Origin of the sequence: Enterobacter sp. D2 (assembly GCF_034427575.1) — a bacterium.
Classification (GTDB): domain Bacteria; phylum Pseudomonadota; class Gammaproteobacteria; order Enterobacterales; family Enterobacteriaceae; genus Enterobacter; species Enterobacter cloacae_M.
Genome location: NZ_JAXQPP010000001.1, coordinates 388,848 through 401,954 on the forward strand (window position 1 = coordinate 388,848; position 13,107 = coordinate 401,954).

Consider the following 13,107-nt stretch of genomic DNA (forward strand, 5'->3'; position numbering starts at 1 on the left):
ACGTTGTTTACGCTTTGAGGAATCCACGATGAGTGAGGCAGAAGCCCGCCCGAGTAACTTTATTCGTCAGATCATCGATGAAGATCTGGCCAGTGGTAAGCACACCACAGTTCATACCCGCTTCCCGCCGGAGCCGAACGGCTACCTGCATATCGGGCATGCGAAGTCCATCTGCCTGAACTTTGGCATTGCGCAAGACTACCAGGGACAGTGCAACCTGCGTTTCGATGACACCAACCCAGTAAAAGAAGACATCGAATACGTTGAGTCCATCAAGAATGACGTGCAATGGCTGGGCTTCAACTGGTCTGGCGATATCTGCTACTCCTCTGACTATTTTGATCAGCTGTACGCCTACGCGGTTGAACTGATCAACAAGGGTCTGGCGTATGTTGACGAACTGTCTGCTGATGAAATCCGTGAATATCGCGGTACGCTGACCGCGCCGGGCAAAAACAGCCCGTTCCGCGATCGCAGCGTGGAAGAGAACCTGGCGCTGTTTGAAAAAATGCGTGCTGGCGGCTTCGAAGAAGGCAAAGCGTGCCTGCGTGCCAAAATCGACATGGCGTCTCCGTTCATCGTGATGCGCGATCCGGTGCTGTACCGCATTAAGTTTGCGGAACACCACCAGACCGGCAACAAGTGGTGCATCTACCCGATGTACGACTTTACCCACTGCATCAGCGATGCGCTGGAAGGCATTACGCACTCTTTGTGTACGCTGGAGTTTCAGGACAACCGTCGTCTGTACGACTGGGTTCTGGATAACATCACCATTCCTGTGCATCCGCGCCAGTACGAGTTCTCTCGTCTGAATCTGGAATACACCGTGATGTCCAAGCGTAAGCTGAACCTGCTGGTGACCGACAAGCACGTTGAGGGCTGGGACGATCCGCGTATGCCAACCATCTCGGGTCTGCGTCGTCGTGGTTACACTGCCGCCTCTATTCGTGAGTTCTGCAAACGTATCGGCGTGACTAAGCAGGATAACACCATCGAGATGGCCTCCCTGGAATCCTGCATTCGCGAAGATCTCAACGAAAACGCTCCGCGCGCGATGGCGGTTATCGACCCGGTGAAACTGGTTATCGAAAACTATCCGCAGGGTGAAAGCGAGCTGGTCTCCATGCCTAACCATCCGAACAAACCGGAAATGGGTAGCCGTGACGTGCCGTTCAGCGGTGACATCTGGATTGACCGCGCTGACTTCCGCGAAGAAGCCAACAAGCAGTACAAGCGTCTGGTGCTGGGTAAAGAAGTGCGTCTGCGTAACGCCTACGTCATCAAAGCCGAGCGCGTAGAGAAAGATGCAGAAGGGAATATCACCACCATCTTCTGTTCATATGACGCTGAAACGCTGAGCAAAGATCCGGCGGATGGCCGCAAGGTGAAAGGCGTGATTCACTGGGTGAGCGCTTCCCACGCGCTGCCGGTAGAAATCCGTCTGTACGATCGTCTGTTTAGCGTGCCTAACCCAGGTGCTGCGGAAGATTTCCTGGCGACCATCAACCCGGAATCTCTGGTGATCAAGCAGGGTTATGCGGAGCCTTCTCTGAAAGCCGCTGAAGCGGGCAAAGCGTTCCAGTTCGAACGTGAAGGTTACTTCTGCCTGGACAGCCGTTATAGCACGGCAGAAAAACCGGTATTCAACCGTACCGTAGGTCTGCGTGATACCTGGACGAAGATCGGCGAATAATATTGCTGGTCTGGTCAATGAGAGACAAACGCCGCACCATGCGGCGTTTTTTTATTTAACGATCAGGGTATTAAGACAGGGCCTAAAAAGGTGTGATAAAAATATCAGGTCAATGAGGTGCTACTTATTTTTTTAAAAAAAGTTTGTGTCATTACGAAAAACAAAAAGGTGATAAAAAAGGAAAGATAATCCACGTCTAGCCACTGAAATACCTGATAATTCCCCGCCATTGCTCGCCTCTCTGCAAATGTTACAAATCACTACCAATTATGTGCACTTCGTCATAATCCTGACTTTTGCCCGCTAAAAAGCATTGATAATTCGCGTCGCGAAAAATAACCTAAAGACGGTAGTTAATTCGAGGGTATTTAAAACTACCCCTGACCATTTGGTCTTTTTTATTTACGCCGCTTCAGGCGTTTTAATTCGTCAAAGAGGAATAATCTATGCGTACGTTCAGTGGCAAACGTAGTGCGCTGGCGCTGGCTATTGCCGGTGTGACAGCAATGTCGGGCCTGGTGGTGACACCAGAGGCGAAAGCGGCAGGCTTCATCGACGATTCTACCCTCACGGGCGGTATTTATTACTGGCAGCGTGAACGTGACCGTAAAGACGTCACCGAAGACAAATACAAAACCAACCTTTCTCACTCCACCTGGAACGCCAACCTGGACTTCCAGTCAGGCTATGCCGCGGATATGTTCGGTCTGGATATTGCTGCGTTTACCGCGATTGAAATGGCGGAAAACGGTGACAGCGCCCACCCGAACGAAATTGCCTTCTCCTCCAGCAACAAAGCCTATAAAGAAGACTGGTCCGGGGATAAGAGCGGTATCAGCCTTTATAAAGCCGCTGCAAAATTTAAATACGGTCCGGTTTGGGCGCGCGGGGGTTATATTCAGCCAACCGGTCAGACTCTGTTAGCGCCGCACTGGAGCTTTATGCCGGGTACCTATCAGGGTGCGGAAGCCGGGGCGAATTTTGACTACGGTGATGCGGGGGCGTTGAGCTTCTCCTATATGTGGACCAACGAGTACAAAGCGCCGTGGCACATTGAAATGGACAAGTTCTACCAGAACGATAAAAAAACCAAAGTCGATTACCTGCACTCGCTGGGCGCGAAGTACGACTTCAAAAACGATCTGGTGCTTGAAGCGGCATTCGGTCAGGCACAAGGCTATGTCGATCAGTATTTTGCCAAGGCCAGCTATAAATTCGATGTCGCGGGTAGCCCGCTGAGCACCAGCTACCAGTTCTACGGTACGCGCGACAAGGTCAGCAACGGTGGCGTCAACGACATTTATGACGGCACCGCGTGGCTGCAGGCGTTAACCTTCGGCTACAAGGTCGGTCAGGTTGATTTACGTCTGGAAGGCACATGGGTGAAGGCGGAAGGGCAGCAGGGCTACTTCCTGCAGCGTATGACCCCGACCTACGCCTCCTCCAACGGTCGTCTTGATATCTGGTGGGATAACCGCTCTGACTTCAACGCCGACGGTGAGAAAGCGGTCTTCTTTGGCGCAATGTATGACCTGAAAAACTGGAATCTGCCGGGCTGGGCCGTGGGTGCCTCTTACGCTTACGCCTGGGACGCAAAACCTGCCGATATGGCCACGCCGGACGCATACTACGATCCTAACTATCGCCTGAAAGAGTCTTCCTACAGCCTCGATGCTATCTATACCCTGCAGGATGGCCGCGCGAAAGGCACGATGTTCAAACTGCACTTCACTCAGTATGACAACCACTCCGATATCCCGAGCTATGCGGGCGGTTACGGCAACATCTTCCAGGATGAACGTGACGTGAAATTCATGGTTATTGCCCCATTCACCATCTTCTGATGAACGCACCGGCGGGCTGAGTCCCGCCGGTATGGAGACTGCACATGATGAAAAAAATCGTTATCGTCGCGTTGCTGGCATCAGGGCTGGTGGCGTGTGCTCAGAATCAGGCGCCGAAAGAGGACTCCCGTCTGAAGGAGGCGTATAGCGCCTGCATAAATACTGCGGAAGGATCGCCGGAGAAAATTCAAGCCTGTCAGAGCGTGCTGAACGTGCTGAAGAAAGAGAAAGCGCATGAGCAGTTCGCGACGCAGGAGAACGTCCGCGTGATGGATTACCAGGCCTGTATCCAGGCGCGTAAAACAGGTAACGATCAGGAAGTGGCGAAGCGTTGCGATAAGATCTGGAACGAGATACGCAATAACAATAAATAAGTGCTTTACGCCCGGTGGCGCTGCGCTTGCCGGGCCTACAAAGGTGTCATAGCCCGTAGGCCCGGTAAGCGCAGCGCCACCGGGCTTTTTCAGGCAAAAAAAAAAGCCAACCTTGCGGCTGGCTCAGAGTATGAATACTGATTATTTCGCGTCGTGCGCGTGGTCGTCTTCGCGGCAGTCGCCTTCAGCGCAGTGACCGTAAAGATACAGGCTGTGGTTCGTCAGGCGGATGCCATGACGCGCCGCGATTTCACGCTGGCGTGATTCAATGGAATCATCGCTGAATTCAATGACCTTGCCGCAATCGAGGCAGATCAGGTGATCGTGGTGCTGCTGCTGGGTCAGTTCGAAAACAGATTTACCGCCTTCGAAATTATGACGGGTAACAATGCCCGCGTCATCAAACTGGTTCAGCACGCGATAGACGGTAGCCAGCCCGATCTCTTCACCCATGTCGATAAGACGTTTATAGAGGTCTTCCGCACTGACATGGTGATTGTCTGGACCCTGAAGCACTTCAAGGATTTTTAACCGAGGAAGCGTAACTTTCAGGCCAGCCTTCTTTAATGCGGTATTGTTGTCAGTCATGCGGAATCTGTCCTGTTGCTAAACGATTCACTTCTGTAGGAAGTGACAGAAAATGCACCCGGGATAATGCGTCTCATTATAGAACTGCCATGGCTAAATGAAAACTGCAAGTCTCAGGCAAAATATGCTTATAAAAACGTGGTATCACCAACAAACTTGCTCAATGGAAAACCACGTTTTATCAGGGAGACATTGTACAGGTCTGGGCGAAAAAGTTAAAAGATTGTAGCGATTAATTTAATCGGTTTGACCTGAAGCACGGGCGCAGCCGCCGCTGCGCCGCGATAAAATCAGGCGTTCAGAATATCGTCCAGGTGCAGTTCCTCACGGATCTGCTTAACCCACTTCTCAACACGCTCTGCGGTCAGCTCTGGCTGACGGTCTTCGTCGATGGCCAGACCCACGAAATGATCGTCATCGGCCAGGCCTTTAGACGCTTCGAAGTGGTAACCGGCGGTCGGCCAGTGGCCTACGATAACCGCGCCGTTCGGCTCAATGATATCGCGGATGGTGCCCAGCGCGTCACAGAAGTATTCGGCGTAGTCTTCCTGATCGCCACAGCCAAACAGGGCGACCAGCTTACCGTTGAAGTCCACTTCTTCCAGCGTCGGGAAGAAATCATCCCAGTCGCACTGGGCTTCACCGTAGTACCATGTTGGGATACCCAGCAGCAGAATGTCATAGCCTTCCAGATCTTCTTTGCTGCTCTTGGCGATGTCATGCACATCAGCAACGTCTTTACCGAGCTGTTTTTGAATGTTTTTTGCGATATTTTCAGTATTGCCGGTATCACTGCCAAAGAAAATGCCGATGATTGCCATGAGTAAAATAACCTCTTGAAACTTAATAGTATGGTGGCGCAATTTGGCCACGGATAAGGGCAATAATAGCAGAACTGGCAACCCTGCGGAAACAGCTATCGCGCAGGACTGCACTCTGTGCTACATGAAAAGGGCGATAAAGGGGATTTTCAGACTTATGCCTGGCCGCGTAACGTTTCAAGCTGGGCGATCAGCATCTCTTCAATGAGCTCGCTACGGCTGATATTTCGGGCCTCGGCCAGCTCATTAAGTGCATCGACCGCGTCGGCGTTGAGCTTCAGTTCGACACGCTTAAGCCCACGATTTTTATCGCGTTTAAGCTGGTTGCGTTTATTGATACGCAGCTGTTCATCGCGCGAAAGCGGATTCGTCTTGGGTCGTCCCGGGCGACGCTCATTCGCGAACAGATCTAGTGTCGTACGGTCCGTTTGTTCTTTGGCCATGATTCTGAGACTTCGGGGGAAACACGCCGCCCTGCTAATGCCCGGGCGATAAGCGCGCCATCATACATCACCAAAAACGGCACGCCAACGACTGGAAGCCCGCAGCCTTCCAGTCGCTTTCTTTTTAATCAATTTGCAGTATCAGCGAGATAGCGGCGAATGGCGCGCAGCACAGCATCCGGTTTTTCCGCATGCACCCAGTGCCCTGCACCGGCAATCACGTGGGCGCGAGCCTGCGGGAATTGGGCCAGCAGCGTGTCGCGGTACGCGTCGGTAACGTAAGGCGAGTTGCCGCCGCGAATAAAGAGAGTAGGGTATGGCCAGGCGGGGACGGTTTCCCAGCCGACGATGTTATTGTACTGGTCCCAGAGCACCGGCACGTTAAAACGCCATTGCCCGTCAACAAACGACTTCAGCAGGAACTGAACGACGCCTTCTTCATTAAGATGCTCACGCATGACGGCAGCCGCCTGTTGGCGCGTCGCGACACCCGCTTCTGTGACCGCATTAATGGCGGCAAAAATCTCGTCGTGACGGCGAACGTCATAATCCACGGGCGCGACGTCAATCACCACCAGGCCGCTAATACGGTCCGGGGCCAGTGCCGTCAGGGCCATCACCGCTTTGCCACCCATTGAATGCCCGATGAGGGTCACCTTTTGCAGGTCGTGGGCATCCAGCGTATCCAGCAGATCCTGCGCCATCGCCGCGTAGGTCATCTCGTTGGAACGCCCGGAAAGACCATGATTGCGCATATCGACCTGTAAAATATCGTGGTCGGTAACCAGATCGCGCGCCAGCACGCCCAGGTTATCCAGACTACCAAAAAGCCCGTGAACCAGTACGATGGGAGAATTATTGTTCGGCGATTGTGCAGTTTGCGCTCGGGTATTCAATTTCATGGCAAAGTTCTTTTTTTACGTATGTCAGGTTAGGGTATTATGTTGACCATTCTGCCGCCCGGCTGCAAGGTTCCAGTTTAATCTGACTTTTGCTGCCAACCTGGTTTGACGCTATCCGCTGTTGGGATTTGACCTTATAATCCCAATGACTTGTATTCAGATAAGATATCGCACTGGATTAAGATGAAAACAATCGAAGTTGATGACGAACTCTATCAGTATATTGCCAGCCAGACGCGGCATATCGGGGAGAGCGCGTCCGACATTTTACGGCGCATGCTTAAAATTTCCGCCGCTTCACAGCCTGCTACCCCAGTCACCAAAGATGTCGTGTCTCAGCCGAGCGTTGTTGCACAAGCAAAACCTGCCGTGACGCCGGCAAAAGATAAAGTGCGCGCGATGCGCGAGCTGCTGCTCTCCGATGAATACGCGGAGCAGAAAAAGGCCGTTAACCGCTTTATGCTGGTGCTGTCTACACTTTACTCACTGGATAACAAAGCGTTTGCTGAAGCGACCGAGTCGCTTCACGGCCGTACTCGCGTCTATTTCGCGGGCGACGAGCAGACGCTGCTGCAAAATGGCAATCAAACCAAACCCAAACATGTTCCTGGCACCCCGTACTGGGTGATCACCAATACCAATACGGGCCGCAAGTGCAGCATGATTGAACACATCATGCAGTCCATGCAGTTCCCGGCGGAATTGATTGAAAAGGTTTGCGGTACAATTTAACCCTTGCATCAGAAGGACCCGGTAATGGCAAATCACAGCCGTGCAGGCCAACCTGCACAACAAAGCGATTTGATTAACGTCGCTCAGCTGACCGCGCAGTATTATGTGCTGAAACCGGTCGTGGGCAACGCAGAACACGCAGTGAAGTTTGGTACATCCGGTCACCGCGGCAGCGCGGCGCGCCACAGCTTTAACGAACCGCACATTCTGGCCATTGCTCAGGCCATTGCGGAAGAGCGCGCTAAAAATGGCGTTACCGGTCCGTGCTACGTGGGGAAAGATACCCATGCCTTGTCTGAACCGGCGTTCATCTCTGTTGTGGAAGTGCTGGCGGCAAACGGCGTCGACGTGATTGTTCAGGAGAACAATGGCTTCACCCCAACCCCTGCGGTCTCTAACGCCATCCTGGTGCATAACAAAAAAGGTGGCGCGCTGGCTGACGGTATCGTTATCACGCCATCCCACAACCCGCCGGAAGACGGTGGTATCAAATACAACCCGCCTAACGGCGGCCCGGCCGATACCAACGTCACCAAAGTGGTGGAAGATCGTGCGAACGCGCTGCTGGCTGACGGTCTGAAAGGCGTGAAGCGCATTTCTCTGGATGCTGCCATGGCGTCCGGTCACGTGAAAGAGCAGGATCTGGTTCAGCCGTTCGTGGAAGGGCTGGCGGATATCGTCGATATGGCGGCCATCCAGAAAGCCGGGCTGAAGCTGGGCGTGGATCCGCTGGGCGGCTCCGGTATCGAATACTGGAAACGTATCGCCGAGCATTACAAGCTGGATCTGACCATCGTGAACGATCACGTCGATCAGACCTTCCGCTTTATGCACCTGGACAAAGACGGCGCGATCCGTATGGACTGCTCCTCCGAGTGCGCGATGGCGGGCCTGCTGGCGCTGCGTGATAAATTCGATCTGGCGTTTGCTAACGACCCGGATTATGACCGTCACGGTATCGTCACCCCTGCCGGGCTGATGAACCCGAACCACTATCTGGCTGTTGCAATTAACTATCTGTTCCAGCACCGCCCGCAGTGGGGCAAAGAGGTGGCCGTCGGTAAAACGCTGGTTTCCTCCGCGATGATCGACCGCGTGGTGGAGGCGCTGGGCCGCAAGCTGGTGGAAGTGCCGGTGGGCTTCAAATGGTTCGTTGACGGTCTGCACGACGGCAGCTTCGGCTTCGGCGGTGAAGAGAGCGCGGGCGCATCTTTCCTGCGTTTCGACGGCACGCCATGGTCAACCGATAAAGACGGCATCATCATGTGCCTGCTGGCGGCGGAAATCACCGCTGTCACCGGTAAGAACCCGCAGGAACACTACAACGACCTGGCGGCACGCTTTGGTGCACCAAGCTATAACCGTATTCAGGCTGGCGCGACGTCAGCCCAGAAAGCGGCCCTGTCCAAACTCTCTCCAGAGATGGTCAGCGCAAGCACCCTGGCGGGTGATCCGATCACTGCTCGTCTGACGGCGGCACCGGGCAACGGCGCATCCATTGGTGGTCTGAAAGTGATGACCGAGAATGGCTGGTTCGCCGCGCGTCCGTCCGGTACGGAAGATGCGTACAAAATCTATTGCGAAAGCTTCCTCGGCGCTGAGCACCGTCAGCAGATTGAGAAAGAAGCGGTAGAGATTGTCAGCGAAGTGCTGAAAAACGCGTAAGTGCGGTATGGGTGCGGGCTGATGCCTTCACCCCGGCCCTCTCCCACAGGGAGAGGGAGAAAACACTAAAAACGGCAACCCATGGGTTGCCGTTTTGCTTTTACTTAACTGTGCTTGTTCTTCAATTCAAACCGCGGTGACACCAGACCGTACAGCGTCCAGCCCATAAAGGTCACCATTGCCCCGTAGAGCATCGCTTCCTGGCCGGATGAGTAGAGCGCATAGAAGCTGTAGATTGCCCCAATCAGCGCCACAATATTCGCCACTCTTGCTTTGCGTGGATCTACCTTCGCCACCTTCTGGATGATCACCAGCGCTGCCATCGACAGAATATACGGAATGATGTTCGTCACCACCGCCAGGTTGACCAGCACGTTGAACTGGCTGTTCAGCGACGGGCTAATGGTCATCAGCGACAATCCACTCTGGAAGATGACAATCGCCAGCATGCCCTGCACCGGCGCATCCGCTTTGGTCACGCGGGAGAAGATTTTTGGGAAGTAACCTTCATCAGCCGAGGATTTAAACACCTGTGCGATGGTGAACTGCCAGCCGAGGAGTGAACCGCAGCAGGACATTACCATCAGACCCATAATCACCTTCCCGACTTCCGGGGTGAACATCTGCGCGAAGGCCAGCCCAAACGGCGCCGTAGAGTTTGCCAGATCCATGTTTGGCACAATCCCGGCAATCACGTTAGTCGAGACGATATAGATCACCGCCGCGCCCAGCGTGCCGCCGAGGACCGCAATCGGCACGTTCTTTTCAGGATTCTCTACCACTTCCGCGTTCGCGCAGGCGGATTCCAGACCCAGGAAGGCCCAGAGCGTCATGGCGATAGAAGAGCCGACAGCGGTAAAGAACGGCACATGGTGCGGGTTCCAGGAGTTGGCGTAGAGCGTCGGGCTAAACCAGAACCAGCCGATGATGCACAGGCCGACAACCGGGATAATCACGCCCCAGACGGTGATGCTGGATAGCTGTCCGGTGATACGCGCGCCGCCAAAGTTAGCCACGGTGCAGATCCACAGCACGCCGATGGTCGCCAGCCCAATTTGCACAGGACTGAGCGTTGCGCCAAACAGCTCCGTACCGTAGCCCACGGCGGAGATGGCAATCGCCACGTTGGCGATCAGCAGCGACACGCCGTAGGTGTAGTTGGCCATAAAGTTACCCGACTTGCCAAAGGCGTATTCGGCGTAGCCGCCCATGCCGCCTGACTTACGGCTGAACATCCCGCACTTGGCGAACGCCCACGCCAGCGCCATTGAACCGACTGCCGTCACCAGCCAGGAGATGATAGAGATGGTACCCACCTCTGCCAGTTTGGTGGGCAGCATGATAATCCCGGAGCCCATCATGTTCACCATGGTGAGGATGGTCAGCTGCACCACGCCCATCTTATTGGACTTACTCATAATTTCTCTCCTTTCAGCAGCGCGGGCTGAGCGGCGGGTTGTTTGATGACGTTGCAGCGAACCTGTTTGCGACCCTCACACTCCTCGACGTACACACCCTGCAGCTCCGGCGCGAAGCCCGGCAGAAGGTTGATGCCTTCTTCCAGCGCGGCAAAGTAGCGCAGCACGGAACCTCCCCAGACTTCCCCTGGAACCACGCACAATACCCCCGGTGGATAAGGGAGCGCGCCTTCGGCGGCGATGCGGCCTTCCGCGTCGCGCAGGGAGACCAGTTCAACCTCACCGCGCAGATAGGCGTAGTTCGCGTCCTGCGGGTTCATCATCACGCGCGGGAAGTGAGACTTGCGGAACATCTCTTTCTGCAGCTGTTTCACGTTGTGGCGGGCGTACAGGTCATGCATCTCCTGGCAGATCTGGCGCAGGGTGTAATCCGCGTAACGTTCCGGATGTTGTTTGTAGAGAGAAGGCAGGACGTCTTTCAGCGGAACATCGCTCTCGAGCAGTTTTTCGAAGCGCACCAGCTGCGCCACCAGCTGCTGCAGTTTGCCCATATCTTCCGCAGGCGTGAGCAGGAACAGGATCGAGTTGAGATCGCATTTTTCCGGCACGATGCCATTTTCACGCAGGAAGTTGGCAAGGATAGTGGCGGGCACGCCGAAGTCGTCATACTCCCCGGTGCGGGCGTTGATGCCCGGTGTGGTCAGCAGGAGCTTGCACGGGTCGATAAAATACTGATGCTCAGCGTAGCCTTCAAAAGCGTGCCAGTTTTCACCCGGTACGAAGTGGAAGAAGCGCAGATCGGTCGCAATTTCCGCCGTGTCCCAGCTTTCCCACGGGCGGCCATCCACCGTTTCCGGCACGAAGGGGCGCAGATACCGGCAGTTCTCCAGGATCAGCTTGCGCGCTTCGATACCGTTCACCACGCAATCCATCCACATGTTGCGGCCGCTCTGGCCTTCATGCATACGGGCGTTAATGTCCAGCGCAGCGAACAGCGGATAAAACGGGCTGGTGGAGGCGTGCATCATAAAGGCATTGTTCAGCCGCTTGTGCGGGACATAGCGCTGTTGCCCTTTGATATGGCTGTCTTTCTTATGGATTTGCGAGGTCTGCGAGAAGCCGGCCTGCTGTTTATGCACGGACTGGGTGACCAGGATCCCCGGATCGTTTTCGTTCAGCTCCAGCAGCAGCGGAGAGCAGTCGGCCATCATCGGAATAAACTGCTCGTAACCCACCCAGGCGGAGTCAAACAGGATGTAATCACACAGATGCCCAATCTTATCCACCACCTGACGGGCGTTATAGATGGTGCCATCGTAGGTACCCAGCTGGATCACCGCCAGACGGAACGGACGCGCATCGCGTGCACGGCCCGGCGCCACCTCTGCCACCAGCTCGCGCAGATAACTTTCTTCAAAACAGTGGGCGTCAATGCCGCCAATAAAGCCGTACGGGTTACGCGCGGTTTCCAGATAGACCGGCGTTGCGCCAGCCTGGAGGAGGGCACCGTGATGGTTAGATTTGTGGTTGTTACGGTCAAACAGCACCAGGTCGCCCGGGGTGAGCAGGGCGTTAAGCACCACTTTGTTGGATGACGAGGTGCCATTCAGCACGAAGTAGGTCTTATCGGCATTAAAGACCTTTGCCGCATGCTGCTGGGCGATGCACGGCGCGCCTTCGTGGATCAGCAGATCGCCCATCGCCACGTCGGCGTTACACAGGTCGGAGCGGAAAAGCGTCTCACCAAAGAAATCGACAAACTGATTACCGGCAGGATGACGGCGGAAGAACTGGCCACCCTGATGCCCCGGGCAGTCAAACGCGCTGTTGCCCTGTTTCACATAGTCGACAAGGGCGCGGAAAAACGGCGGGCGCAGCTGGGTTTCATACTTCTGGGCTGCCGCTTCCAGCTGGCGTCCATAAAAGTCGTTACTGGTGTCTGAATACTCAAATACGCCGTGAATGCGCGATAAATAGTCTGCCGGAATGAATTCCTCTTTGTGCGTCGCGACAAAAACAGGAATGCCAAAACCGGTGGCTTCTATTTCGTCCAGGATACCGCTGGCAATATCCGTGACCGCCAGAACAATGGCGGCAACATCAATATAATCAGAGGCACGGACATCTACCAGTTCACGCTGGGTAGTAAAGCAATCCGGACATGCACGACTGGCTGCGATTTTTAAACTTTTCATCTTTCTCTCTTTATTTTAGGTAATAAGCGTCCCTCGATTTCCTGCAAGAAAGAAATCGATAATTTACCGGAAAAAAAGCAAAGGGTGGCCGCTGATTAAAATCAGTGAATTGCTTTTTTGATGATTGAAATTCAGTCCGCCCGGTGCGGATGAGTCTGAATTAAAATGAATGAGCGCATGAGTTCACAGGCAATCGCCTGTAAAATAAGGTGTTTCAGGATAACCTGTAAGCGGGTGCGCCAGAAGTCGAAGGACTACCGGGCATTAAAGAGATGAAAGTCAAAGCAGTTTCGGTGGGCAAACATCATGATATGTGTTGTCCGCCTTATATGGGGCATTAAGCGATTGTTGTTTTCCATGTTTCATTTTCCTTTCAGTAATTGAAAGCATGGTCATTTTATCCAGGAAAAGGCGATTAACCGTGAGGTA

The 13,107-nt window shown here is 54.2% G+C and carries 12 protein-coding genes; 5 read left to right on the plus strand and 7 right to left on the minus strand.

Annotation, left to right across the window (positions count from 1 at the left end):
• Nucleotides 1–28 precede the first annotated feature (28 nt).
• From glnS to chiQ, 3 genes are all read left to right on the plus strand, one after another.
• A complete protein-coding gene (gene glnS, locus SPG90_RS01850) occupies nucleotides 29–1,696 on the plus strand; it encodes a glutamine--tRNA ligase (RefSeq protein ID WP_029740147.1) in 1,668 nt (555 codons plus the stop codon).
• Between the two features lie 446 nt (nucleotides 1,697–2,142).
• Nucleotides 2,143–3,540: a chitoporin ChiP gene (chiP, locus tag SPG90_RS01855; protein ID WP_023310769.1), complete on the plus strand. Its 1,398-nt coding sequence runs from the start codon at nucleotides 2,143–2,145 to the stop codon at nucleotides 3,538–3,540.
• Nucleotides 3,541–3,587: 47 nt separating this feature from the next.
• Nucleotides 3,588–3,914, plus strand: a complete 327-nt coding sequence (gene chiQ, locus SPG90_RS01860) for a ChiQ/YbfN family lipoprotein (RefSeq protein WP_032668313.1) — start codon at nucleotides 3,588–3,590, stop codon at nucleotides 3,912–3,914.
• Nucleotides 3,915–4,055: 141 nt separating this feature from the next.
• Here chiQ and fur read toward each other — a convergent pair whose 3' ends face one another.
• From fur to ybfF, 4 genes are all read right to left on the minus strand, one after another.
• Complete coding sequence (fur, locus tag SPG90_RS01865; RefSeq protein ID WP_023310771.1) at nucleotides 4,056–4,502, minus strand: ferric iron uptake transcriptional regulator; 447 nt, start codon at nucleotides 4,500–4,502, stop codon at nucleotides 4,056–4,058.
• A gap of 290 nt (nucleotides 4,503–4,792) precedes the next feature.
• Nucleotides 4,793–5,323: a flavodoxin FldA gene (gene fldA, locus SPG90_RS01870; protein ID WP_008501067.1), complete on the minus strand. Its 531-nt coding sequence runs from the start codon at nucleotides 5,321–5,323 to the stop codon at nucleotides 4,793–4,795.
• Nucleotides 5,324–5,478: 155 nt separating this feature from the next.
• Nucleotides 5,479–5,766 carry a LexA regulated protein gene (gene ybfE / locus SPG90_RS01875; RefSeq protein WP_023310772.1) on the minus strand — a complete coding sequence of 96 codons (288 nt, stop codon included), beginning with the start codon at nucleotides 5,764–5,766 and terminating at the stop codon, nucleotides 5,479–5,481.
• A 128-nt stretch (nucleotides 5,767–5,894) separates the two neighbouring features.
• Nucleotides 5,895–6,668 (minus strand): esterase, encoded by a 774-nt coding sequence (gene ybfF, locus SPG90_RS01880; protein ID WP_045402175.1) that lies wholly within the window; start codon nucleotides 6,666–6,668, stop codon nucleotides 5,895–5,897.
• A 183-nt stretch (nucleotides 6,669–6,851) separates the two neighbouring features.
• Here ybfF and seqA point away from each other — a divergent pair, with 183 nt between their 5' ends.
• A complete protein-coding gene (gene seqA, locus SPG90_RS01885) occupies nucleotides 6,852–7,400 on the plus strand; it encodes a replication initiation negative regulator SeqA (protein ID WP_008501070.1) in 549 nt (182 codons plus the stop codon).
• Between the two features lie 24 nt (nucleotides 7,401–7,424).
• Nucleotides 7,425–9,065, plus strand: coding sequence for a phosphoglucomutase (alpha-D-glucose-1,6-bisphosphate-dependent) (pgm, locus tag SPG90_RS01890; RefSeq protein WP_045356603.1), 1,641 nt, complete (start codon nucleotides 7,425–7,427; stop codon nucleotides 9,063–9,065).
• Nucleotides 9,066–9,169: 104 nt separating this feature from the next.
• On the opposite strand, the gene potE is transcribed toward pgm, so the two are convergent.
• The 3 genes from potE to speFL all read right to left on the minus strand — a co-directional run bounded on the left by potE (nucleotide 9,170) and on the right by speFL (nucleotide 13,037).
• Nucleotides 9,170–10,483, minus strand: coding sequence for a putrescine-ornithine antiporter (potE, locus tag SPG90_RS01895; RefSeq protein ID WP_095907516.1), 1,314 nt, complete (start codon nucleotides 10,481–10,483; stop codon nucleotides 9,170–9,172).
• Nucleotides 10,480–12,678 (minus strand): ornithine decarboxylase SpeF, encoded by a 2,199-nt coding sequence (speF, locus tag SPG90_RS01900; RefSeq protein ID WP_032661123.1) that lies wholly within the window; start codon nucleotides 12,676–12,678, stop codon nucleotides 10,480–10,482. Before speF ends, potE begins: the two co-directional genes overlap by 4 nt.
• Nucleotides 12,679–12,932: 254 nt before the next feature.
• Nucleotides 12,933–13,037, minus strand: coding sequence for a leader peptide SpeFL (speFL, locus tag SPG90_RS01905; RefSeq protein ID WP_003858645.1), 105 nt, complete (start codon nucleotides 13,035–13,037; stop codon nucleotides 12,933–12,935).
• Nucleotides 13,038–13,107: the final 70 nt, after the last annotated feature.

What these genes read in the sequence shown, in the direction of transcription:
- glnS (WP_029740147.1), top strand. Translation starts at nt 29, where the DNA reads ATGAGTGAGGCAGAAGCCCGCCCGAGTAACTTTATTCGTCAGATCATC.
- chiP (WP_023310769.1), top strand. Translation starts at nt 2,143, where the DNA reads ATGCGTACGTTCAGTGGCAAACGTAGTGCGCTGGCGCTGGCTATTGCC.
- chiQ (WP_032668313.1), top strand. Translation starts at nt 3,588, where the DNA reads ATGAAAAAAATCGTTATCGTCGCGTTGCTGGCATCAGGGCTGGTGGCG.
- fur (WP_023310771.1), bottom strand. Translation starts at nt 4,502, where the DNA reads ATGACTGACAACAATACCGCATTAAAGAAGGCTGGCCTGAAAGTTACG.
- fldA (WP_008501067.1), bottom strand. Translation starts at nt 5,323, where the DNA reads ATGGCAATCATCGGCATTTTCTTTGGCAGTGATACCGGCAATACTGAA.
- ybfE (WP_023310772.1), bottom strand. Translation starts at nt 5,766, where the DNA reads ATGGCCAAAGAACAAACGGACCGTACGACACTAGATCTGTTCGCGAAT.
- ybfF (WP_045402175.1), bottom strand. Translation starts at nt 6,668, where the DNA reads ATGAAATTGAATACCCGAGCGCAAACTGCACAATCGCCGAACAATAAT.
- seqA (WP_008501070.1), top strand. Translation starts at nt 6,852, where the DNA reads ATGAAAACAATCGAAGTTGATGACGAACTCTATCAGTATATTGCCAGC.
- pgm (WP_045356603.1), top strand. Translation starts at nt 7,425, where the DNA reads ATGGCAAATCACAGCCGTGCAGGCCAACCTGCACAACAAAGCGATTTG.
- potE (WP_095907516.1), bottom strand. Translation starts at nt 10,483, where the DNA reads ATGAGTAAGTCCAATAAGATGGGCGTGGTGCAGCTGACCATCCTCACC.
- speF (WP_032661123.1), bottom strand. Translation starts at nt 12,678, where the DNA reads ATGAAAAGTTTAAAAATCGCAGCCAGTCGTGCATGTCCGGATTGCTTT.
- speFL (WP_003858645.1), bottom strand. Translation starts at nt 13,037, where the DNA reads ATGGAAAACAACAATCGCTTAATGCCCCATATAAGGCGGACAACACAT.